This is a genomic window from Paenibacillus sp. SC116 (assembly GCF_024733555.1).
Taxonomy (GTDB): Bacteria; Bacillota; Bacilli; order Paenibacillales; family Paenibacillaceae; genus Paenibacillus_B.
Genome location: NZ_JANIOF010000001.1, coordinates 2,002,206 through 2,025,955, shown reverse-complemented (window position 1 = coordinate 2,025,955; position 23,750 = coordinate 2,002,206). Strand labels below are relative to the sequence as shown.

Annotated in this window: 13 protein-coding genes and 1 riboswitch; of the genes, 9 read left to right on the top strand and 4 right to left on the bottom strand. The window is 44.9% G+C overall.

All coding sequences use genetic code 11. The features are described 5' to 3' along the window. Positions 1-62 precede the first annotated feature (62 nt). The 7 genes from NQ117_RS08805 (at position 63) to NQ117_RS08775 (ending at position 16,729) form a co-directional block, all read left to right on the top strand. A complete protein-coding gene (locus NQ117_RS08805; RefSeq protein WP_258277590.1) occupies positions 63-2,102 on the top strand; it encodes an acyltransferase domain-containing protein in 2,040 nt (679 codons plus the stop codon). 3 nt (positions 2,103-2,105) lie between these two features. Then, a complete protein-coding gene (locus NQ117_RS08800; RefSeq protein WP_258277589.1) occupies positions 2,106-2,357 on the top strand; it encodes an acyl carrier protein in 252 nt (83 codons plus the stop codon). Between the two features lie 18 nt (positions 2,358-2,375). Continuing rightward, positions 2,376-3,551, top strand: coding sequence for an acyl-CoA dehydrogenase family protein (locus NQ117_RS08795; RefSeq protein ID WP_258277588.1), 1,176 nt, complete (start codon positions 2,376-2,378; stop codon positions 3,549-3,551). A 48-nt stretch (positions 3,552-3,599) separates the two neighbouring features. Continuing rightward, positions 3,600-3,938 carry a hypothetical protein gene (locus tag NQ117_RS08790; protein ID WP_258277587.1) on the top strand — a complete coding sequence of 113 codons (339 nt, stop codon included), beginning with the start codon at positions 3,600-3,602 and terminating at the stop codon, positions 3,936-3,938. A 2-nt stretch (positions 3,939-3,940) separates the two neighbouring features. Next, the gene (locus tag NQ117_RS08785) at positions 3,941-7,696 is read left to right on the top strand and encodes a type I polyketide synthase (protein WP_258277586.1); all 3,756 of its coding nucleotides are present in this window, start codon (positions 3,941-3,943) and stop codon (positions 7,694-7,696) included. A gap of 56 nt (positions 7,697-7,752) precedes the next feature. Next, positions 7,753-15,066: a non-ribosomal peptide synthetase gene (locus tag NQ117_RS08780; protein WP_258277585.1), complete on the top strand. Its 7,314-nt coding sequence runs from the start codon at positions 7,753-7,755 to the stop codon at positions 15,064-15,066. Positions 15,067-15,175: 109 nt separating this feature from the next. After that, positions 15,176-16,729 (top strand): serine hydrolase domain-containing protein, encoded by a 1,554-nt coding sequence (locus NQ117_RS08775; protein ID WP_258277584.1) that lies wholly within the window; start codon positions 15,176-15,178, stop codon positions 16,727-16,729. Positions 16,730-16,841: 112 nt separating this feature from the next. Here the strand turns inward: NQ117_RS08775 and NQ117_RS08770 are convergent, their stop codons facing one another. After that, positions 16,842-17,645 carry a class I SAM-dependent methyltransferase gene (locus tag NQ117_RS08770; RefSeq protein WP_258277583.1) on the bottom strand — a complete coding sequence of 268 codons (804 nt, stop codon included), beginning with the start codon at positions 17,643-17,645 and terminating at the stop codon, positions 16,842-16,844. A 281-nt stretch (positions 17,646-17,926) separates the two neighbouring features. Further along, on the bottom strand, positions 17,927-18,811 hold the full coding sequence (locus tag NQ117_RS08765; protein WP_309137859.1) for a 5'-3' exonuclease: 885 nt from the start codon (positions 18,809-18,811) through the stop codon (positions 17,927-17,929). Positions 18,812-19,119: 308 nt separating this feature from the next. Between NQ117_RS08765 and NQ117_RS08760 the strand changes: the two genes are divergently transcribed. Next, positions 19,120-20,301 carry a phosphodiester glycosidase family protein gene (locus NQ117_RS08760; RefSeq protein WP_258277582.1) on the top strand — a complete coding sequence of 394 codons (1,182 nt, stop codon included), beginning with the start codon at positions 19,120-19,122 and terminating at the stop codon, positions 20,299-20,301. Positions 20,302-20,446: 145 nt separating this feature from the next. Here the strand turns inward: NQ117_RS08760 and NQ117_RS08755 are convergent, their stop codons facing one another. Further along, positions 20,447-20,743, bottom strand: coding sequence for a DUF3055 domain-containing protein (locus NQ117_RS08755; RefSeq protein ID WP_258277581.1), 297 nt, complete (start codon positions 20,741-20,743; stop codon positions 20,447-20,449). A gap of 261 nt (positions 20,744-21,004) precedes the next feature. Here NQ117_RS08755 and NQ117_RS08750 point away from each other — a divergent pair, with 261 nt between their 5' ends. Next, on the top strand, positions 21,005-22,075 hold the full coding sequence (locus NQ117_RS08750) for an HRDC domain-containing protein (RefSeq protein ID WP_258277580.1): 1,071 nt from the start codon (positions 21,005-21,007) through the stop codon (positions 22,073-22,075). Between the two features lie 59 nt (positions 22,076-22,134). Here the strand turns inward: NQ117_RS08750 and corA are convergent, their stop codons facing one another. Next, entirely contained in the window at positions 22,135-23,070 is a 936-nt protein-coding gene (corA, locus tag NQ117_RS08745) for a magnesium/cobalt transporter CorA (RefSeq protein WP_258278207.1), read from the bottom strand. Between the two features lie 546 nt (positions 23,071-23,616). Next, positions 23,617-23,750: riboswitch (SAM riboswitch) on the top strand.

Below are 23,750 nucleotides of genomic sequence, written 5' to 3'. Positions count from 1 at the left end.
ATAAGAGGAAATGGATGAAATGGCGCTAGCGAAGGAATAGGCACGGTAAAGGAGGTAGAGGAATGAGAACTGTAAACGCAGCTTTAGAACATACCAAATTAGCGGTTGCTGGATTAGGGGGTTGTTTAGAAACAACCCATGATCTTTTGGATTGGTGGCAAGGCTCTCCAAGCCGGATGGAACACCATGAAAGACAGAAGGAGCGGTTCGATGCCTCGCTTTTTCGAATGTCCATGGATGAGGCTTCGAGGATGAGCTCTGTTGAACTTGAATTTATGGAAGCCGCATGGGTAGCTTTGCAGCAAGCTGGGTGTATGCGAGTAACCAGTGGACGATTATGGATATATTCCGATAACAGGCTAATCCAGCAGCGGGCAGCAGATCAATTGATGGCGGCTCTTTCGCTTACTGTCCCAGTTACATTGATTCACGTGGACAGTAAGCAAACGCTTGTATTGGAAGCCTCCTCCCGACTTAGAGGGAATACAAATGATGCCGTTTTAATCGCGGTAACAGACGGCAGAGGGGTGGGTGCTTTCGTCATTCAATCGTGGCAGTCTGTGAAGCGCAGGCAGACATTCATTGAGACAGTTATATACACGAATGGAGCAGACGTAAGGATGGAGCCTGACGAAAGTAATTTGGAGACAGCTAAGATGGATTTGCATACGACAGCGAGAAGGGGTGAGCTGTTTATGCTATCTGCTCATACCAGTTCGGCCTTAGAAGTGGCGACAGATCGGCTATCTGACTACCTGCGTCAACACGCTGCGGCAAACTTGGGTGACATTGCTTTCAGTCTATACCAGGGATCGGCCTCTCTTTCAGAGCGGCGCGTCTTGGTGCCTTCCAGCACACAAGAGGCAATTGACATCCTAGTGAATCGGGATTCGCTTCGCTATTGGGACAGCCCCTACGCTGTTTGCGACCGGAAACTGATATTTATGTTCTCAGGTTTGGGGGATCATTACGAGAATATGTCGCGCGAAATCTATGAGCAGGAGCCGGTATTCCGCTCCGCAATCGATAGCTGCTGCGATATATTACAGCCTTTGCTAGGGTTCGATCTGCGCACAAAACTCTATCCGGTACAGCAGTCATCCTTATCTGGCGGCGAGGGAGATACAATGAGCGCAGTTCCCAATCTGGACATTCGGCGCATGCTTCGTCGTGATTCAGGGGGGAATGCGGGTCAACCGTATGCATCTACCTCATGGGTGCATCCAGCGTTGTTCACCGTCGAATACGCATTGACGCGGCTCCTTGAGTCTTGGGGAATTAAGCCGCATGGGATGATCGGCCATAGTTTAGGAGAGTATACTGCGGCTTGTCTTGCTGAGGTATTTACGTTAGAGCAGGCGTTAACCATTGTTGCAAAGCGAGCCCAATTGATTGGTACGCTGGATAAGGGGGCGATGCTTGCCGTCACGATGACAGAGAGTGAGGTTCAGGAGCTGTTGCCAGAAAGTGTGACTATTGCGTTGGTTAATAGTCCTGAATCGTTAGTGTTGTCTGGCACCTTGGAAGGTATCAGTGAATTGGAGCAGCGGATTTCCAGCCTTGGCAAAGTATCAGCCCGTCTTCCAGCAGAGTATGCTTTCCATTCTCTAATGATGGAACCAGCTGCCGTATCGCTGTCGGCACTTATTAGTGAGTATGAGCCCAAGCCTCCAACTATCCCATTCGTATCCAATGTGACGGGAACATGGATAACCGCTGAGCAGGCGTCAGATCCCGATTACTGGGCAAGTCATCTATGCAGTACAGTGCGTTTCAGTGATGGGATAGACAAGCTTTTACAGGATCAGGATGCGCTCTTTATAGAAATTGGCCCCGGACAATCTTTATGCAGCTTTGTGAGGCAGCATCCCGCTATCACTGAAAGTGAGCGTCTGCTTACGCTTCCGACTTTGCGGTATTCATACGATCGTACATCAGATCGCCTATTTTTGCTTAGAACGATAGGGCAGCTTTGGCTTAATGGAGTCGATCTATGCGAAGAAACGTTTTATGAGAAAGACCACTGGCAGCTGCAACTGCCAGCATATCCGTTCGAGCGCATGCCTGTATTGCAGCGCTCCGAACCAATACAGGGAGGATAATCGATGGAAGCACAACATAAGGAAAAAATCCGCACATTTTTAGCGAAGTTTTTTAAGCAGGTTCAATTGCGCGATGATGATGAATTGTTTGCACTTGGATTTGTCGACTCACTATTTGTCATGCAATTGGTAACCTTTCTGGAAACTGAATTCGAAATCATGCTGGATAATGAGGATTTGGAGTTTGCTCATTTCCGTACGATACAAAGTATGTCAGATCTGATAGGGCGTAAACTGGCGACTAACAAATTGTAAATGAGCGGGGTGGAAGTGATGAATTTCAACCTGACTACCGAACAGCAATTATATTATGAACAATTCAAACAATTCGTCGATCGGGACATTGTGCCGATCGCTAACGCTTACGATCAACTTGAACAAACACCTAAAGATTTAATAGATAAGCTTGCATCTATGGGGTATTTGGGAGCGCTTATTCCAAGTGACTATGGAGGAGCCGGAATGGATATGATTACGTTCGGCCTATTGAATGAGGAACTCGGGAGAGGTTGTTCATCCATTCGCAGCCTGCTTACCGTCCATACCATGGCGAGTCAGGCGATTATTCGCTTTGGCACGAAGGAACAAAAAGAAAAATGGCTGCCGTCCATGGCAAATGGCCGTACGATCGGTGCATTCGCCTTAAGCGAGCCCAATATAGGAAGCGATGCACGGAATATTGAAACGCAGGCCGCTTTGTCTGGTGATCATTACGTGCTAAACGGGACGAAGAAATGGATTACATATGGGCAGATTGCCGATGTGTTCTTACTTTTTGCCCAGATCAACGGTCAACATACTGCATTTCTGGTGGAAAGCAACCAACCTGGGCTCACTATCGAGTCTATTAATGGTATGTATGGCACGCGGGCTTCCATGTTGGCGGAACTTAGGTTGGACAATTGCCGTATTCCTGTGCAAAATATGTTGGGCAAAGAAGGAACAGGGTTTCCATATGTAGCCTTGCATGTACTGGATTATGGCAAGTACAGCGTGGCCTGTGGAGCTGTTGGTATCGCGCAGGCTTGTCTGGAAGATTCGATACGATATACGGAGAGTCGAGTTCAATTCAATCGACCGTTAAAAGAATTCCAGTTGGTACAAGCCATGATTGCAGATATGCATACGAATACGAAAGCAGCTCGCTTACTATGTCTGAATGCAGGGTTTATGAAAGAGAACAAAGCACTGCAGGCAGGAAATGAGCTTAATGTTGCCAAGTATTTTGCTTCGCAAATGGCAACTAAAGCAGCTAATGATGCCGTTCAGCTTCATGGAGCGAACGGATGCAGCAGTGAATATTCCGTACAGCGCTATTTGCGAGATGCCAAAATTACCGAGATTATTGAAGGCAGCAGCCAAATCCAGCAAATGAATATCGCAACATACGGCTATCGGGAATATGGACTGGTAGCAGGCTCGCGCCATGCCGAAATACTGCGCAGCTGATGCAGCTGCGAGTGGATATACTGTTAGACCTATAGGGAGGATACGTTTATGAGTACTAAGCAGCGATTGGCTCCATCGTTTGTCACGAAGTGCCTCGTACTAGCGGCTAGCGCGGAAAATAAAAATGAGGACTCCAGCCAATATGAGAAAGAAGTCGTCGAGTTATATCGCAGCTTGGAAATGTTAGACGAAACGCTGGAAGTAGAGGGACGTACGCCGAGTGAGGATGAAAAACAGAGAGCAGCTGAATGGCTCCAGCGGTTATTGACCGCCAAACAACTACATCCCCAGGAGTGGACAGAACGGATGGAAGAACTGTGGAGCTTCTCCAATTCATGCGCCTTAGTAGATAGTAATGCTGCTGCTATTAGGCCAGAAAGGAAGTAGAGATGGAAAAGAAAAAGCTAGGGCTCAATAAAGTTGCACTGCATAACCGTAAAGATAAATCGTCGATCTCCGTACAAACAGAAGCGGTATCCTCGCGCGACATTGCAATCATTGGAATGTCTTTGCAGATGCCCCAAGCCGACAGTCCCGATGCTTTCTGGCAGAACATTAGGGGCAAAGTGGATGGTGTTAGACAGCTTTCTCTTAAGCGGCAAAAGCAGGTGAAGCGCTATGCATTGGCTGCCTATGGAGCGGATTTCAAGGCGAAATTTTACAGTGGCGCTTGTTTGGATGATATTGATTCCTTTGATTATCGTTTTTTTAATTTGTCCCCCCGTGAAGCGAGTATGATGGATCCGAACCAACGGATGTTTCTGCAAACTGTTTTTTCCGCTATTGAAGATGCAGGTTATGACGGCACAAAATTAAGCGGAAGTCGGACGGGAATATATGTCGGTTATGGTGACGATGGCGAGTACTATCGTATGATTCAGCTGCTGGAACCCGAGGCGCTTGGTGTAGCGTTAGCTGGAAATATCCGCTCGATTATTGCAAGTCGCATTGCATATTTATTGGACTTAAAAGGACCGAGCATGTTGATTGATACAGCCTGCTCTTCGTCGCTTGTAGCGATTCATCAGGCGTGCCAATCCTTGCGTGCAGGAGAATGCGAGATGGCGATCGCAGGGTCAGTAAAAACATATATTTTGCCGCTGGATACTTCGCAAAGAATTGGCATCGAATCTAGTGATGGTCGAACCCGTTCGTTTGATGACTATTCGGATGGAACCGGACCAGGTGAAGGAGTAGCAGCTCTTCTTCTAAAGCCGCTGCCTCAGGCTATCAGAGATGGGGACTCGATTTATGCAGTTATCAAGGGCAGTGCGGTCAATCAAGACGGAAGTTCAATTGGCATAACGTCTCCAAATGTATTGTCCCAAGAAGATGTTCTTGTCCGAGCTTGGATGGATGCGGGTATTGAACCTCAAAGTATCGGATATATAGAAGCACATGGCTCTGGAACAGAACTGGGCGATCCGATTGAAATTGATGCTGTGCAGCGTGCGTTCCGCCGCTTTACGGATAAAAAGCAGTTTTGTGCGATAGGATCGATCAAATCGAACATTGGTCACTTGGATCATGCTGCTGGGATAGCAGGGGTCATTAAAGCAGTTCTTGCCTTGAAGCATAAAGAACTGCCGCCTAATTTGCATTTTGATAAGCCTAATGCACGCATTGACTTTGTTCGTTCACCTGTATATGTAAATGATCGAGTGAAACCGTGGTTGAGAGGAAGCTCCCCCCGCATATGCGGGATCAGTTCCTTCGGGATGAGCGGAACGAACTGCCATATCGTTCTGCAAGAATCGCCAGAGCCATCGCTGACAAGTTACCCTGCCAGAGAAGAAATATTGACCCTATCGGCTAAGACACAAGTAGCGCTGTTTGCTCTCGTACAGCGTTACGACGATTATCTTACGAATCACGAATCGATTCCGCTTGCAGAAATTTGCTATACCGCTAATACGGGTCGGACGCATCATCCTTATCGGCTTGCTCTTCTATGCTCCAGTGTCAGTGATTTGCAAGCGAAGCTGAATACAGTGAAGGAGCAAGGACTAGCTAATCGTCCTGAACAGGGTATTTATTACGGATCGATTGCAGAGGGGTTAGAAACGAAGGGAAAGGAAAGTATCCATCCTAACAATTATGAACTTGCAGAGCTTGCTCTGCACTATGCAGCTGGCAGTGAGGTGCATTGGGATGCCTATTATCCGTTCACTGTAAATAAACGAAATATACCTACTTATCCATTTGAAGCGACCCCATGTTGGTTGAACTTGCCCACTTTGCCAGAGGAGCAATCCTTTCATCATTTCGTATGGACACGTGAACCGCTGCCTTCTGTTCTGGGTGAACCAGACAAAGGTACCGTTCTCGTTATGATGGATAGAGGCGGGTTTGGCTCGAAATTGGTAAAGAGATGGCGTTCGGAAGGCAAGCGTGTTATTGAAGTGGAGATTGTATCGAATTGCGAGACTGTAAGACTAAACGATTATCGTTACGTTATGGACGGTTCGGAGGAAGGCTGCCAATTCGTGATCGAGAGCTTGGAGAAGGAGCCGCTAACGAAAATCGTCCATGTCAGCAGTTTGGATCAAGTTTCTCATCCTGAAACATTACATGAACTAAATCATTCTCTGCAAGTCGGTTTATATAACTTGTTCTATTATGCCAAAAAGTTGGCGGTGCAGCAGCGCTCCCAATCCATCGAGTTGATCTTGCTCGGGCGATATGCGCATGAAGTGGATCAACTTGAGCCTCGCATTCATCCAGAGCATGCTGCTCTTTTTGGATTAGGCAAAGTTGTCGGCCTTGAAAATCCACAACTTAAATGTCGTACAGTTGATTTAGACGATGCTACTCCACTTACGACCATCATTCAAGAGCTGGAAGCTGTGTACGATTCCTATCATGTCGCTTATCGTAATGGAGAGCGATACACCGATCAATTTGCTCCACTGCTGGTCGAAGAAATACCAAATGAACCGATAGCGATACATGCAGAAGGCGTTTATGTGATTACCGGGGGCACGGGCGGCATCGGCTTGGAAACGGCTAAATATTTAGCTAATCAAGCCCCAGTACATCTTGCTTTGCTGAACCGTTCTTCTATGCCGGATCGTTCTTTATGGCCTTCCATTTTAAATGATGAGAACCAGCCTGGTATGGCACGGAAAATTGCTGCAATTCAAGAAATGGAACTGCTTGGTTCGACGGTTCATCTCTTAAGCGCAGATGTAAGCAACTATACGGATATGCAGGATATTTTCACGGATCTCCGTACCAAATATGGAGCGATTAAGGGCGTCATACACAGTGCTGGGTTGATAGGTGAAGGATTTCTATTGAAGCGTCAGGATAAGGCCTTCCGTGAAGTAGTAGGCCCGAAAGTACAGGGAACTTGGATATTGGATAAATGCACGCAGCATGATGAACTGGACTTCTTTATTCTGTATTCATCTGCAACGACATTGACAGGTGGGCATGGAGAAGGAGATTATACGGCGGCCAATGCTTACTTAGATGCGTTTCAAGCGCACCGTAATCGTTTAGGGAAACGGACACAAACGATTAACTGGGTCGCTTGGGAAGAGACCGGCATGGCTTTCAACCACGGCGTAAGCAATGATGGCGATCTCTTTGACAAGCTTACAACGGCTGAAGGAATAGAGGCACTGGATATCATTTTACGAAAAAAAATACACCACGCATTCGTCGGATCTATTGCTTATCGCAATGAATACCGCCACGAAAGTCTTATGCAGCACACTAGGCTGCCGTTCCGATTGGCTGACGAAATTGCTGCCAAATTGGAGCATGCTCGCTCGATGGCCACCGCCGCAGCTGCATTGGATGCAACTGCCTCCTCTTCATCTGAACAACCTGTCCAGCTTAATTTGAAAGAGATGCAGCTTGCAGATATTCAAAAGGCGGTAGCAGACGTGTGGAAACGCTGCTTGGGCATTCAACAAATCGGACTGGACGACACCTTTTACGCTGTAGGAGGCAATTCTCTAATTGGCATGGAAATTATGCTTGACCTGTCCAAGCGAACGGGCATTCAACTGAATGTTGCTGTCCTGCTCGAGCATCAGACGCTGCGAAAATTGAGTCAATACCTAGAAACGACAGCGAAAGGAAACAGCCTCAATACGAAGATGATGCGAATCCCTAAAGCTAAGACATTGTCGTAATAACATCGGCAAACGGCAAGCAAGCAGAATGGTTTCAAGAAAGGATAGGTTGGCTGATGAAAATGAATCTGGAGGCGGAAATAACCGTCCATAAATACGAATTATCACATGCGCAAAAGCGGTTTTGGTTTACGGAGCAGCTCGAATTCATACAGGAGGCTGCCGTTCATGCTATGGCTCATGTATCGACGGCTTTTACCCTGCATGGGTACTGGAATGAAGCTTATTTTCAGCAAGCGGTTCAAACGATCGTCGATCGTCACGATACGCTGCGCACTTGTTTTGTAGAAGAGGGAGGGCAGCCGATTCAGCATGTTTATGAAAAGCTGCCGTTCGAGGTTCAGGTAGAAAATTTGTGCAGCCTGCCGGATGAGGAGCGGTCGGCAGAATTGGCGAATCGCATCGATATCGATTTGAATCTACCATTTGATTTGACAAAGCCGCCTTTGTTGCGGGTGCATCTGTATCGATTGGCTGCAGATGAGCATTTATGCTTAGTTGTAGCACACCATATTATCTCTGACGGATGGGCGGTAGACGTCTTCATGTCTGAGTTAATGACGATCTATACGGAACTTATGCATGGTCAGCCTCATTCGTTGCAGCCTTTGGATATCCAGTATGCGGATTTTGCGCATTGGCATAATAGTCGACTTCATGAAGGAGAGCTGGATGACATGAAACGGTTCTGGCTGGACAAGCTGGACGGAGAGCGAGCTGATCTGAACTTTCCGCTCGACTATCCGCGTCCATCTTTGCAGTCATTTCACGGCAGCACCGTTCCTGTCATTATTAACGGGGATATGATGAAACGGCTCAAGCAGGTATGTGAACGGCTAGATGTCAGTACCTATATGTATTTGCTGGCCGTATTCAATGTTCTGCTCGCTAAATATACACGCAATGACGATATTATTGTCGGGACCTCGTTATCGGGAAGGGTGCATCCAGATGTATTGCCGCTTATTGGCTGCTTCGTAAATACGCTGCCCGTGCGCAACCAAGTTATCGGGGAAGAGCGATTTGAGGATTTCGTGCTGAGCATGAAGCAGACCGTATTTGAGCTGCACGACAATCAGGAGTATCCGTTTGATCGCATTGTAGAAGACCTTGGCGTGGAACGGAACTTAAGCCGTAATCCGGTGTTTGATGTTCTATTTGAGCTGCATACCTTAAAAACAGATGCCTCCACCAGCGTAAAAATTAGTTCCGAAGTGATGCTTTCTTATGAAAAATCGTTGGAACATATACGCTATACAGGTTTTGATTTTGTGTTTGAGCTGTACCAAAAGGACGGGCAAATTGACGGTTATATTCAATATAATACGGATTTGTTCCGTTCAGACACGATGGGAAGATTAAGCCAACACTTTATTCAGCTTGTCAACGATTCATTGGTGAATCCGAACGTTCGAATCGCGGATATGGATATGCTCACTCAAGAGGAGAAGCAACAAGTGCTGGAGCAATTTAATCATTGGACATTGGATTTTCCGGTACATGAGCCTGTGCAGTGCCTGTTTGAACAACAAACGGTGCAAACACCGCATCGAACTGCGCTTTCTTTTGAAGGTGACGCGGTAACCTATCAGGAATTAAATGAACGAGCAAACAGGCTGGCTTATTTGTTAAGACAGCAGGGAGCCAGTCGCAATCATTTTATCGCCGTGTTGAGTGAACGTAATATCGATTGGGTTGTGGCCCTGTTAGCCATCTGGAAAAGTGGAGCTGCTTACGTGCCAGTCGACCCTAATTTACCAGATGAGCGTATATCATACATTTTGGAACATAGCGAAGCAGATATCATTCTTACGAATCATTTGTTGGTGAATCGAACTCAGAATCTAGCTTCCTCTTCTGTGCATACGATAGTCTGCCTAGATAGAATGGAAGAACAAACGAAACAATTGAATTCCGAAATTACTATTCTTCATGACGCAGATGTTGAACTTATGTCCTCAAGCAATCTTCCTCTTGTAAACACAGCATCCGATTACGCCTATATGATTTATACATCCGGCTCTACTGGTAAACCAAAAGGAGCTCTAGTAAGACATGATGGAATGATTAATCATTTATATGCCAAACTGACAAGCCTTGGCGTCACTCAGGAGGATGTCGTCGTTCAGAATGCATCTGTAAGCTTTGACGTCTCCATTTGGCAAGCGATAACTGCACTTATGGTAGGAGCTGAAACTTCATTAGTTTCTTTTGAAGTAGCTAGAGATCAGGCTTTACTGCTGGAACATTTGCAAACAAGCAATGCGACAATTATTGAAACGGTGCCTTCTTTGTTATTTGCTTTTGTTGATATGGTTAAGCATATGAGTGAAGAAGAGCGTCAACTCTCAAGTCTGCGTTGGATGATTGCAAATGGCGAAGAATTATCCATTAAGCTCGTTAATGCTTGGTTTTCCTACTATCCCAAAGTTAAGCTGATTAATGCATATGGACCGACTGAATGCTCGGATGATGTTACCCAGAAGGTGCTGGAAGGTCCTGTGCCGCAGGAGCAGTTGCGAATTCCAATCGGGCCGCCTTTGCCCAACATGCGATTATATGTTATGGACAAGTACCATAAGCTTGCACCTATCGGGATGAAGGGGGAAATTTGGATTGGAGGAATCGGTGTAGGTGGTGGGTATTGGAAAAATGAAGAGTTGACGGCGGAGAAGTTTATCCCCGATCCGTTTAGTGACAACCCAGAAGCTCACATTTACCGCACAGGGGACTTGGGACGCTGGCTGCCGGAAGGTGAGCTTGAGTTTTTCAGTAGAATCGACTTTCAAGTTAAAATTCGAGGATTCCGAATTGAAGTGGGCGAGGTTGAAGGTTGTATTGGGAAGCATCCAGAAGTGGATGAGGTGGCGGTTATCGTCGTTCCAGACGTCAATGGAGGCCAAGCACTATCTGGTTTTTATACAAGTCAACAAGGTCTGAGTACTGACTCGTTGAGGAATTACCTCCGTGAAAAACTTCCTTACTATATGGTTCCAGCCTATCTCTCTTCTATTGCAAGCATGCCTCTGCTGACTAGTGAAAAAATTGACCGTCACGCCTTGAGGAAGTTGCAGGATACAGCAAGAGAGAGCGAACCGATATTGGCAGTTGAGCCGCAAACGCCGATGGAAGCAGCCTTAATGGACATTTGGAAGGAAGCGCTTGAGGTTAGAAGCATCTCGCCTGATGATAATTTCTTTTTCGTTGGCGGGCACTCTATCAGCGCGGTTAAAGTGGTCAATCGGATCCGCGATCAGTTCCACATCCGCGTAGCTCTTCAGCAAATCTTTTTAACACCTGTACTGAGGGAACTGGCTGCGCTCATAGAAAAGGAAATAGCCAGTCAAGCCGATTCGAACAATAGCAGCTTCCCTGCTCTCGTACGTATGGAGCCTCAAGATGCCTATGAGCTTGCTCCCGTTCAACTGCCAGAATGGTATTTCCATGTCCTAGAGCCAGAGAACCCATATTACAATGTCAGTTTCGACATTCTGTTTAAAGGCGATTTGGATGAGAAGGCATTCGAACAAGCGTGGTTGAATTTGGTGAAGCGACATTCTGTACTACGATCCTATTTTGCTACGGAAGAAAATACGGGCGCACCGCTTCAATATATTACTCCGATCGAAGATTTCCAGATGAACTTTATCTGTGAGGACTACACACATATAAACGAAGAGCAATTTGAATCGACGGTAAGGTTAATGTCTCAGGAACATGCCAATCAAGTATTTCATTTTGAGACGGGGCCGTTGTTTAGTGTTCGACTTATTGCATTCCATGATCAACGATACTTGTTCCTATTTGCTACTCATCACATTATTTGGGACGAAACTTCATCTATTCAATTGTTTAAAGAATTTAACGAACTATACAATGCAAATATTATCGGCACCTTGCCAAACTTGCCGAAGTTAGAGGTGGAATATACCGATTATATGCGGTGGATTAACAAAGCGGTTCGTGGCAAATATCTGGAAGAACATCGCCAATATTGGTTGAAGCAGCTTGCTGATCCTCCTGCAGGGCTACAGCTGCCGACGGATTATCCTCGTCCTCCACAAATGACGTTCCGGGGTGGGACGATATTGGATCGATTCGAACCCGAATTGGAGAAGCGAGTATATCAGTACTGTCAGGAGCAGGGTATTACGTTGAATATGTTTTTGCTAACGGTATTGAATTTGCAGCTGTATAGGCTGAGCAGCCAAAAGGATTTTATTGTCGGTTCACCGATTGCTAACCGCGATGATGTCAAGGTCGAGCATGTGCTTGGCTTATTTGCCAAAGCGCTGCTGCTGCGCTGTCATATCGATGAGGGAATGAGCTTTGAGCAACTAGCAGCCCAAGTTAAGCGAACTTCACTCGAAGCTTATGACAATCATTTATATCCGAGCAACTTTATTATTGAAGAGCTTCAACCGGAAACAGACTTGTCTCGTACTAAGCTGTTTTCAGTGATGTACGGCTTGCAAAACAATAAGAGAGAAATGTTAAGCCAGCTGGCATTTGAGGGTTTATCGTTCAAGGTACAGCCGTTTGATTTCGAAGAAATCAGCGCTCGCTTCGATCTTACTTATGTATTTGATGAACTGGAATCAGGTATTGAAATCAATTTGAACTATAATACGGATCTTTTCCGCAGAGCGACTGCCGAGCGCTTAGTGGAACAGTTCTTCTGGCTGACGGAGCAAGTGCTGAACGAGCCTTCGCGTCCATTAGAATCGTTTGAGCTAGTAACGACCGAGGATAAAGCGACGTTGTTGGATACATGGAACCATACGGATCATGCTTACAACGACAACATATGCATTCACCAATTGTTTGAAGAACAAGTGCGCCAACATCCCGATCATACCGCAGCGACTCTTGAGAATGAGACGCTTAGCTATCAGGAGCTGAATGCCAAGGCGAACCAATTGGCCCGTGCATTGATCAGGAAGGGAGTGCAAAAAGAAGATAAAGTTGGCCTATTGCTTGAGCCGTCCTTCTCTATGATTATTTCGCTTCTTGCTGTGTTAAAGGCAGGAGCGGCCTATGTTCCGCTGAATCCAGAGCTGCCGGTTTCACGAATACAATTGATAGCAGATCGGGCAAATATGTCGTTCATCATTTCTGAGAAGCATCTGGTCAAGGGTCAACTTGCTCCTCTTCAACAATGGGTGCTATTGGATGAGGAAGCGGAAGAGTTAGGGGAAGAGTCATGTGATGATTTACAGCTGCCTCTTAGCTCTCGAAATTTGGCCTATGTGATGTTTACTTCGGGCTCTACAGGCATACCGAAAGGCATTGAGGTTGAGCACCGTGGGCTCGTGAATTTATTGGAATGGACGCAGCGTACTTATCCGCTGTCAAGTCAAGATTCTACGCTGTTGATGACGACATATACGTTTGACTCATCCATTCCAGAGCTGTTTTGGCCGCTTGCTTTCGGCGCGCGAATCGTAATAGCAGCAGAAGAGGATCGTAAAAATCCGGTTCGAATTGGTCAATTGGTTGCCCAGAACGAGATTACGGTTTTGCAAATGGTTCCTATCATGCTGGAAGCTTTCGTAGGTGCCCGTAATCGAGGCGAGTTTCCTAATCTTCCGAGTCTGCGCCATGTCATATGCGCAGGAGCGATGCTTACAACAGATTTGCAAAATAGATTTATGGACTGTTTTGCTGCCAGCTTGAGTAATCACTACGGTCCGACTGAAGCGAGCGTTGATTCTGTCACGTACATTTGTAACCGAGAAGCAGAAGGGCTTAACGTACCGGTTGGGCAACCAATCAGCAATCATCGTATATATTTGCTGGACGAGCACTTTCAGTTGGTACCGATTGGGATGCAAGGTGAGTTATTTATCGCTTCACCAGCGCTAGCAAGAGGTTATTTGGCTGATCCAGCGGAAACATCTAAACGTTTTATAAGCAATCCGTTTTCAAGCGACCCTGAGTCCAAATTGTACAAGACCGGCGATATAGCTAAATATAGGGATGATGGTAATCTGCTCTATATCGGACGAGTAGACTACCAAGTCAAAGTACGCGGAAACCGTGTGGAAATCGAGGAAATCGAGAGTCAGCTCATGGCTCGCGAGGACGTTGGAAATTGTGCGGTGCTGCATGTGAAAAATGAGCGCATGGATGGGTTAGTAGCCTATGTAGAACTAAGTGAATCTTTGCATCCGTTCACGGTGGGCAAAGAGAAGCTTAAGCTGCATACGCTCTCGCAAATTCCTGCTTTGAAGCCAAAGATGAATAGGGTTCATGCGACAGCGTGGCCGGCGTTTTTTGAAGGTGATGAGATACAGCGCGACTATTGGCCTCAGTTGTTCGCGAAATTTCCGGAATATCAGTTCGCTCTGATGGATTCAGAGGGAGAAGTGGCAGCGGTAGGCAATACGATTCCGATCTATTGGGACATGACCGAAGAGGGAGTTCCTAAAGGTTGGGATGCAGGTCTTCTGCAAGGATTTGAAGATGCTGCTGCTAAGAAAACCCCGAATACACTGCTTATCCTCGCTGGGGTCGTAAGTGAAAGTTATCAGGGACACGGAGTTGCATCTGTGCTAGTTAGGGCCTTCAAGCAGTTGGCACATGGGCATAGGCTGGAAAGAGTCATCGTCCCAGTCCGTCCGACAGGGAAATCGGACTACCCGCACTTAAGCTTTACAGATTATTGTGCATTGAGACGCGACGATGGTCTTCTGCGGGATAACTGGCTTCGCACACATGAACGGGCAGGAGGGCAACTCATTCGTATTGCAGATCAATCGCAAACAGTTAGAGGAAGTGTAGCAGACTGGGAGAAATGGACGGGTAGAACATTTGCTAAGAGTGGGTATTATCATGTACAGGGCTCCCTTGATTCCGTTCATATCCAGATTGAAGAGGAGATTGGGGAATATATTGAACCGAGTGTTTGGATCGAACATCCTTTTCATGCAGGTCCTCCATCAAAAGATTGGACGTATGTATCAAGTGAACGTCTGCGAACTTATCTAAAGCAATCACTTCCTGATTATATGGTACCGGATCAAGTGATCTTCGTTCCATTTATGCCAATGACACCGAACGGGAAGTTGGATAAGAAGGCGCTCCCTGAGCTGGAAATCAGTCAGTCTACCCAGCGTGAAATCGTTCTCCCAGAAACGGAAGCTGAGCAGCTGATTTGTGATATATGGAGAGAGCTTCTCCAGCTAGAGCGAATCGGTGTGACAGATAATTTCTTTGAACTAGGGGGACATTCCCTGTTGGCCACGCAAGTCATTATGCGAGTCAGCAAAATGTTCAACGTCAAGTTTACGCTCCGGGAACTATATGATGCAGTTACGATTCGAGATTTATGTCGGATCGTAGAGATGAAAATAAGCGAGAAGAACTAGAGATATAAACAAAGAGACAGGGAAATTTTGATGTTTTGAAAAGCAGATGAGCAATCATCTGCCCTTTTTTTTGTTTCTTTGATTCTGAATGAAATAAAGGAGGATACAAATGAAATCCAAAAGGAAGCTTCTAAGTCTGCGATTTAAAGTTATTGTCTTCCTATTGATATTGCTGATGGCTCCATTGCAAGCAACCTACAAAGTATCTGCACAAGAGGAGGAGGCAGTGCAAAAGCAAAGAATAGAGTCGGTGAAACAGTATATTCGGGAGCAGATGCTGGTTAGTAACATTCCAGGGCTAGCTATATCTATTGTCCATGATGGGAAATCGGTTATGGAAGAGGGATTTGGTTATGCGAATCTTGCTGAGCAAGAACCAGTTACAGACAAAACACGGTTTGAACTTGGATCGACGAGCAAGGCGTTTACGGGGTTAGCTGTACTGCAGTTGGAGAACATGGGGTTGTTAAAGCGTGATGATCCTGTAACTGATTATATCCCATGGCTTCGAATGTCGTATAAGGGGCAGCCCGTGGAAATTACTTTGAATCATTTTCTGCATCATACAAGCGGGATTCCGTTTGCTTCTATCGGCCGAATTCCAGCAAGCGAAGCGAAGGATGCGTTGGAGCTGACAGTCCGTACGTTACTAAATCAGCCCTTGAATAGGATGCCTGGAAGCAGCTTCGAATATGCTACGATCAATTATGATGTGCTTGGGTTAGTGATTGAGAAGGTAACCGGACAGTCCTATGAACTTTACATAAGGGAGAGCATACTAGGACCGTTGGGCATGACGGCAACGATGGCTACGATGCCAATGCCGTCAGATGAGCGTGCTGCAGGATACAAGATTGCCTTTGGCAAGCAGCGCGAATACACGCCTCCTGTGTATCGCGGAAATATCCCAGCAGGTTATATTTCTAGCAATGCTCAGGACATGACGAAATGGATAATGTTCCAGCTGCATGCTATTGGTACGTCAGAGATCGAACATTCGCTTATCACTGATTCTCATGTCTCAGACCGTTCGGTCAAGCCGGATATGGATGGTTCCTATTATGCAGGCGGATGGAGCGTGTATGGAGACAAACAAGCAATTTCCCATACAGGGAATAATCCTACTTTTTCTTCTTTTGTAGCGCTCTACCCCGATTCGAAGACGGGAGTTGCTGTGCTGCTAAACACAAATAGTAAACATGCGGCCGATATAGGGCGGGCGACATTAGGCATATGGTTAGGTCACTCACCAGAACTAGTAGAGCGTTATTCCGATGACTTCTTAATGATTGATCGAGCGGTATCTTGGTTGCTGTTAGTATGGGGGGGACTTTCTCTCGTTTTTCTATTTCTTATTGGCAAAGTGTTGACTGGAATTAGACACAAGCAAAGAGAAAGGACAAAATTTACAAGAAAGCAGGGGGGACTGCTAAGCATACACTTGTTTATTTTCACCCTGTTGGCAGTGACTTTCATCTCGTTGCTTCGTTATTTATTTCAGGAATTGCCGTGGTCGTTCATAGAGGTATGGTCACCTTCTTCACTACCGTATGCGCTATATGGCAGTTTCATAATGATAATCCTATATGTGATTTACGCCAGTTTGAGTGTTTTATTTAGGAAGATAGATAGGAATGCAGCTTCAACCAAACATTTCGAGTGAGGGAAGGGAAAGAAGTGGAGTAGGAAGAGGTCAAATAAAAAGGAGGTACGGAGCATAGTGTCGAAAACCTAGGCGCCCGTGCCTCTTTGATTTCGTATAAAAGATAGGATTATTACGCTTTCGTACCGATTAATATAAAACTCATAGGGAGTTTTTGTTCCTTTTCGACGTGTGCGAAAGTACAGGAAATATCGTACTTATTTTCTTCGTACTGCGTAATATGAATTCCGCTTTGAATAATAGCATTAAAAATGGACGCTAGTGTATGACTGAAGCTGTAATTTGTTTTGGCTTCATACGTTGTATGTCCCACGTAGTCGATCCCGCCATTGGAAACCCATGGATCCGATTTGAAATAAGAATGAGCGATTTTAAGGGCATGTTCGAACTCGGGTTCATCTTCCAAAGGAAGCATGTTCAATAGAGGGTGCATTTCATAAATAACGAGGTTGCCATCGTGCTTTAACATGTTGGAGACAATATTGAAAAACTTCGGCAGATCAGGAAGCCACGTAATCGCTCCGATTGAAATGTAAATGAGGTCATATTTGCTGTTATGTTCGTTCAGATCAATATCGTATACATCAGTACGAATGAATTTGCACGGCAATCCAGATATTTCAGCTAATTCCTGGGCTTCTTTAATGGCGTGATCAGAAATATCGAAGCCTGTGCCGCTAATCGCCCCTAGATTTACGAGGGATAAGACTTCTCTTCCGTTGTTACAGCATACCTGAGCCACTTGTTTTCCTTCAAGGCCCAGACGCTGAAACACTTCGGTGATAGGGGTATCCAATGTGGAATAGCCCTTTTCCAAAAAAACTTCTTTCAAATTCACCGGGTTGTGCTCTTGATGGATAGGATTCACTTCATTCCATGCTTCCCGGTTGGATTCGGTGTACGATTTAATATCCATAATATCAACTCCTATAGTTATAACTCGTCTTAATATTACCATAGATAGATTATATTTCTAGTACTTTGTGGTGACTAGTCGTGTTCATTTAAAGTATGTTGCTGATATCATTTCGGATGATGAAGCATATTAACTCGATTGCGAGGGAATGTGAAATGTAGGATTAAAGTCTCTAGCGATATGGAATCGCTAGAGACTTTGCCTGCTGAAGAGTCTGCTATTTCACTGACTGAGTATAATCAGAAGTTGAGGTTTAAAGTTAGGTAGATGAATCAGATATGTTAAGCACCAACGAGATTAACATTAATTTTTAACTCATATTGGTCAATCATTGTGCGCAACATGTCATACTGGATGTTTAATTGTAGTTCGTCCAAAGTGAGTTCGGATAATTCGGGAATGTCACATATAATGCTGGCTAGTTCTTTACTTATAAAGGTTGATTCTTGTCCCTTTATAAGTTTTTTTCTATGCTTAGTTAAATGGGGCTCAAGAGCATCGATACATTCATATAATCTCTCGATTGTCCCATACTGTTGTATCAGAGGGAAAGCTGACTTTTCTCCAATCCCAGGACATCCAGGTATATTGTCGCTTGTATCGCCCAGCAATGCTTTGACGTCTACCCAGTGCTCTGGTATTATGCCGTAGTCGGATTGAAAATGATTGATGGTATAGATAAGTTCCCCTTGTTTGCTCGCGATAATTTGAGAAGTTGTAGGACTTAACAACTGCAGCAGATCACGGTCATTGCTATAGATGAAACACTGATCTACAGGCCATTTTTTTGAAAATGCCCCCATTAAGTCGTCTGCTTCATATGGAGATTGTGAAAGCTGATGAACTCCAATCGTATCTAAAATTTCTCTACATGAAAAATATTGATCAAGTAAAGGTTCCGGCATTTCGAATCTTGTAGCTTTATAGAACGAGTACTTCTGGCGTCTTGTCGTTTCCTCTCGCTTTACATCCCAAAGAATGGAGAGATGAGTTATCTCATGGTCTCTTATCAGATTAAATACTTTTTGAAAGAACACTCTTAGTGCATTCGTGTAAACTCCATTTTTGTTTTTCAATTGCTCTTCGTTTCGATTATAGGATGTTGCAAAATGTGCTCTGCTTAGCAGATTGAATCCATCTATTAGTAATAACGATTGTTTTGACATATTCTCACCAGTTCCTTAAAAGATTATTGGATAGCTGCTTGAACTTCTTTCTACAGTACGCTGATTTCCAGCCAGGCTCTCTGTATCTATAAGCTCAAATATAACATAGATACCTATGATCCACCCAACTTATCCTGGTGGGAATACAGCTAAAAATATACTTTTTTTATATATTTAGAATGAATAAGAGTCGAATGTGGATTTCAATACGCCTCCGCATGCCTAATAGACAGTATATAGATGGAAGACATGTACAATCTTTTCCTCTATAATATATGTACATATGAATATAGACTTGGAAGGTAGAGATGGAAATGAAGAAGGAACAGACGTATTCCAGTAAGCTGCTGCTCAAATTAACAACGACGGTTACAGTACTGTCTTTGCTGGTAATGCCGAGCATGAGCGTTTACGCTGAAACAACGAAACGGAGCAATACTTCAGTTGCGCAAATAAACCACTTTGGCGCAGCTGCCATCGCTAGCAAGCCCAAATTAGCTGCACCGCGTGTATCATCCAAGTCTGTTAAGGTAGGAAGCCGTTCGATTGCTGTACAGACGGTTCATGTTCCTAGAGGCTACGTGCCCGTTGCTGCATTTGGCAAAGGGAAGTATGGGGCAGCTGCCAGTTTGAATGAAATGATGCGCAATCATCGAGCAGTTGCAGGTATTAATGCGACTTTCTTTGAAGCGTACAATGGCGCACCTGAGCCATGGGGAACAGTTATTATTAACGGTCGTATCGAGCATGTGGGTAACCACGGAACTACGATTGGATTTCGGAAAGACGGATCTGCCCTGATGGACACACTGCGAATTAAATTGCGTGGAACCGTTACAAATGAAAAGACGGCGCGTGAGCAAGGTTGGTATGCTTATTTCGTCAATCGGACTCCAGCTAAAAATAGCTCTTCGGCTGTAATGTTCACGCCTATGCGCGGTTCTCATCTCGGATTCGCATATGGTAATGCGGTTACCGTTCGCAATGGTCAAGTAACCTCGGTAACTAGCGGACAAAATGTTCCGATTCCTAAAGATGGTTATGTGCTCGTCTATACAGGTAAAGAGAAGAAGATGGCGGAGCGGTTCAAGAAAGGCGATAAAGTAACGCTAGCTTTCGAATACACGAATAAAGACGGACAAGCAATTGACTGGCAAGACATTCAGACTGCGGTAGGAGCGGGGCCGCGCTTAGTGAAAGATGGCCGTGTTGCGCTTCAACCAACAGCAGAAGGTTTCCAGCAAGACAAAATACTTACCTTATCCGCTACTCGAAGCGGGATTGGCATTATGCCAGACGGCTCGATTATGCTTGCGACAACAGGTAGTGCTACGATGAAGCAGTGGGCTGAAGTATGGAAGCAGCTTGGTGCTAAGCAGGCAATGAATTTGGATGGGGGAGCTTCAACGGGTTTGTATGCGAACAATAAAGTGATTACTTCACCAGGAAGATTGCTCAGCAATGTACTCCTGTTTAAACAACCGAAATAACAAATGGAATGGGAAAAGAGCCTAGTCGCGCTAGAAGCGATGCAAGTATAATTGCTGCATCATTTCCAATGCGATTAGGCTCTTGTTATGTTCGTATCCTTATGATGTTCACATTTTTATGCTGTGTGCCGTATCATGCATCATATTAATCCGTAAAGTGTGCTTCTCCGACGACGAGTACTAGGAATTGTCGTAAATCTTCTGCTGCATCGTCCTCAAGGCGAAAGAATGATTCCAAATAACCTTCCTCTTCAAGGTCGTCTTGTCCAAGAATAGCGGTCAAACCTGATTGGAGGTCAGTTACGAGCTTCTTGCCATAGAAGCGGCTTGTTGTTGTGACAGCTAAATCAAAGCGATGCATGCCTTCACCGATGAACGTGACAAAGCGGGTGGATGTATGTTCGGTAAAGTCTGATAAGAAATCCAATGGCTCAGCGCTCATAAGTTGGTACCTCCTCATTTTCAATACGTAACATCATAGCATAAGCAGAGTTGAAATGGGAATCTTCGTGTGCTGGATAGATCGAGATCGTTGACAGTAATGATGTGATTGCCTATAATGGAAATAAATTCATAACCGGAATGAGGAAGCACCTCTTTTATGTCTAATGACATAGGAGAGGTGCTTCCTTTTTTTGTGCACCATTCCTTCGTTGTGATGTATTGTGAATGACCTATTATAGGGATGAAAAGGAGAATGATTATGATTATTGTGTGGATGTCGCGTTTAGAAAAGACAGAAGTGTCCGGACAAGTACGGAGCGGTCTAGTTACAGTCGGTGAAGAAGAAGGAAAATGGCTTGTTTTATGGGAACAAGATGGGGAGTGGACTCATGACACAGAGGATGCCAATTCTACTTGGTACGAAGGCGAAATATGGGCAGAAATGTGTGCAGCGCTGAGACGCGGTGTTGCGAGCTTAATGCGCAAAGGCTATGAGCCAACACTTGGATTTACGCCAGATACGCAGCAGCATGAACGTCGGATGAAGGAGCGCAACGAATGGATTCATTGCTTTGGAGATCTTAATGTAGATGATGAGCTATATCATAAGCTAGTGCAGTGGCGCAAAGAAGTAGCTTCTTCCATTCGCCGTGCTCCATACTGGATTACGACGAATCGTATGCTTAGGCTTGTAAGTGCATTCGTCCCGCAGACATTGGAAGAGTTGAAGCAGCTTCCTGGTTTTGGAGAGGCGAAAGTTCATGCCTATGGCGAAGCGATTATTGCGATCACAGCACCGATTCCGCGCAGGACGACTTTCCCATTGGATTGGGTGAGTGCGGCGGTAGGCCCTGCTGCATTTCTTCAGTGGGTATATCAACAGGAGGAACAGAAGATGTCGGGCGAATTAAACCGTCTTGTTGAGAAACGAACGCTAATTGATGCTGTTCAACAAAGATTAGAGCCTGAAGTGCTTATGGAACGTTTGAATGTTGATCGTCGAGAGCTGCTTGTTCGTATCGAAGCATTGTCCGAAGAAGGGTATGACATGATGTCATATGCCGATCATGTGCTGAGTGAGATCGATGTTGACATTCGCAGTCGGATTGAGGATTCACTGCAGGAAATGGGGATGGATTATTTGAAACCAATATATATTCAAATATTTGGTCAAGAAGCGTTGAAGGAAGCCTCCGCAGTTATTCAACGTCGCTATGAGTATATTCGTCTCGTTCGTATGCAGCTACGGAATTTTAGTCGCAAGGAACAAGGATCCATTCGATCTAGATCAACAAGATCGCGAGTGAATGTTGAAGCGAAGGCTGTATAGCGCATTTTCTAATTAAATGATATAAAAAAGCCCGCGTTATCGCGGGCATTGTCCATTTATTAGAGCCAGTCTTTCTTTTTGAACCAGATCAACATAATGGTTCCTAACATGAACATGAATCCAATCAAGAACATGGCCCCATATTTGTAATGAATAAATGGGATATTATCAAAGTTCATCCCGTATATACCGGTAATGAACGTCAGTGGCATGAATATCGTCGTCATTGCAGTAAATACACGCATGATTTCGTTCGCTCGGTTGGCAATGCTGGATTGATAGGATTCTCGTAAGTTCGCCATCAAGTCTCGGAATGTATCGAAAGTCTCAGCAACTTTAACTGCATCTTCATAAATATCTCTAAAATATTTCTGCAGGTTATCATCAATTAAACGCAAATCTTTGCGGTAAAGAACAAGTAAAAGTTCCTTTTGAGGTGCCAGTTCTTTCTTTACCCACAATATTTCACTGCGCAGGCTGATGATTTCGTTCAAATGCGATTTTTTAGCATTAACAAGTACTTCTTCTTCTAAATTTTCGATCTTTGCTTCAATTCGATCGCCAACTTTGAAGTAGCTATCTACAACTGTATCTATAACAAGATATAGCATCCGGTCTGCCGAGCTTACTTCCTGTTCCCACAAGAGAGGCTTGACTGTACGGAGTTCGTTAATTTTTTGTTTAGTAATGGTGATGATATAGTGCTTGCCTAAAAATATGTTCAATGCGCGAAGAAAGATTTCTTCATCGTCAAATCGAATACTATTGATAACGATAAAATAATGGCCTTCATAAATTTCCATCTTCGGGCGCTGTTCTTCATCATTTAGACAGTCCTCTACAGCCAAGTCGTGCATTTGAAATAATGGCTGGAGTATGACAAGGTCATCCAAATCCGCATCAATCCAGTAGAAACCTTCTTCTGGTGCGGTTAGTGTGGTATGGATGTCATCAATGGGTGTAAAAATACCTTCGTTGACGAGACGAATCTTCATCATAAATCACTCCTTCTTGCCACCTTACATGGGTAGCTTGTGTCGTCTTGTACTTGACGATTCATCCAGAGTGATGTCAGTCCGTTCGTCTTGCCCACGCTTAATTGCAAAACAATAAATCTAATGAAGTATGAGGGATCTAACTAAGCATAAAGGTGACACAAACACAATGTGCCCACGAACATTGGACGACAACCGTGAGCGAATGCAGCACGTCCTCGTCGAATCGTCATATTCGGTTGTCCGTAATCGCGACAGCTTATCCTCGGGTCGCCTTCCATGCGAACTCACCTCTGCTATTTGTGTCTTTCCTCTTATTTGTGCATGTAGCACTTGTATAGTATATACGGCTTGATTGCATTGTTTCAAGAACCAAACAAGGGACATGTAGGTACATTTCGTTACGAACAAGCTCTTGTATTCCATAAGTAGACAGTACTACTGTATGTTTTTTTACGATTTTTGGTTCTTCCCCCTTGACGGAATCATTTCCCATGCCTTAAATTATTACCAAGTCCACATGAAGACAATTCCATAACATATGCAATCTTATCAAGAGTAGGTGGAGGGACAAGCCCGATGATACCCGGCAACCGGCGTTAGCTAATGCGAAACGCAACGGTGCTAATTCTTGCAGAATACCAATGTCACAGACATCTGGTCGTTCTGAGAGATGAGAG

Coding starts and splice junctions, on each gene's coding strand:
- NQ117_RS08775 (WP_258277584.1), top strand. CDS start 15,176: ATGAAATCCAAAAGGAAGCTTCTAAGTCTGCGATTTAAAGTTATTGTC.
- NQ117_RS08785 (WP_258277586.1), top strand. CDS start 3,941: ATGGAAAAGAAAAAGCTAGGGCTCAATAAAGTTGCACTGCATAACCGT.
- NQ117_RS08800 (WP_258277589.1), top strand. CDS start 2,106: ATGGAAGCACAACATAAGGAAAAAATCCGCACATTTTTAGCGAAGTTT.
- NQ117_RS08805 (WP_258277590.1), top strand. CDS start 63: ATGAGAACTGTAAACGCAGCTTTAGAACATACCAAATTAGCGGTTGCT.
- NQ117_RS08780 (WP_258277585.1), top strand. CDS start 7,753: ATGAAAATGAATCTGGAGGCGGAAATAACCGTCCATAAATACGAATTA.
- NQ117_RS08765 (WP_309137859.1), bottom strand. CDS start 18,811: ATGTCAAAACAATCGTTATTACTAATAGATGGATTCAATCTGCTAAGC.
- NQ117_RS08760 (WP_258277582.1), top strand. CDS start 19,120: ATGGAAATGAAGAAGGAACAGACGTATTCCAGTAAGCTGCTGCTCAAA.
- NQ117_RS08755 (WP_258277581.1), bottom strand. CDS start 20,743: ATGAGCGCTGAGCCATTGGATTTCTTATCAGACTTTACCGAACATACA.
- NQ117_RS08750 (WP_258277580.1), top strand. CDS start 21,005: ATGATTATTGTGTGGATGTCGCGTTTAGAAAAGACAGAAGTGTCCGGA.
- NQ117_RS08795 (WP_258277588.1), top strand. CDS start 2,376: ATGAATTTCAACCTGACTACCGAACAGCAATTATATTATGAACAATTC.
- NQ117_RS08790 (WP_258277587.1), top strand. CDS start 3,600: ATGAGTACTAAGCAGCGATTGGCTCCATCGTTTGTCACGAAGTGCCTC.
- NQ117_RS08770 (WP_258277583.1), bottom strand. CDS start 17,645: ATGGATATTAAATCGTACACCGAATCCAACCGGGAAGCATGGAATGAA.
- corA (WP_258278207.1), bottom strand. CDS start 23,070: ATGAAGATTCGTCTCGTCAACGAAGGTATTTTTACACCCATTGATGAC.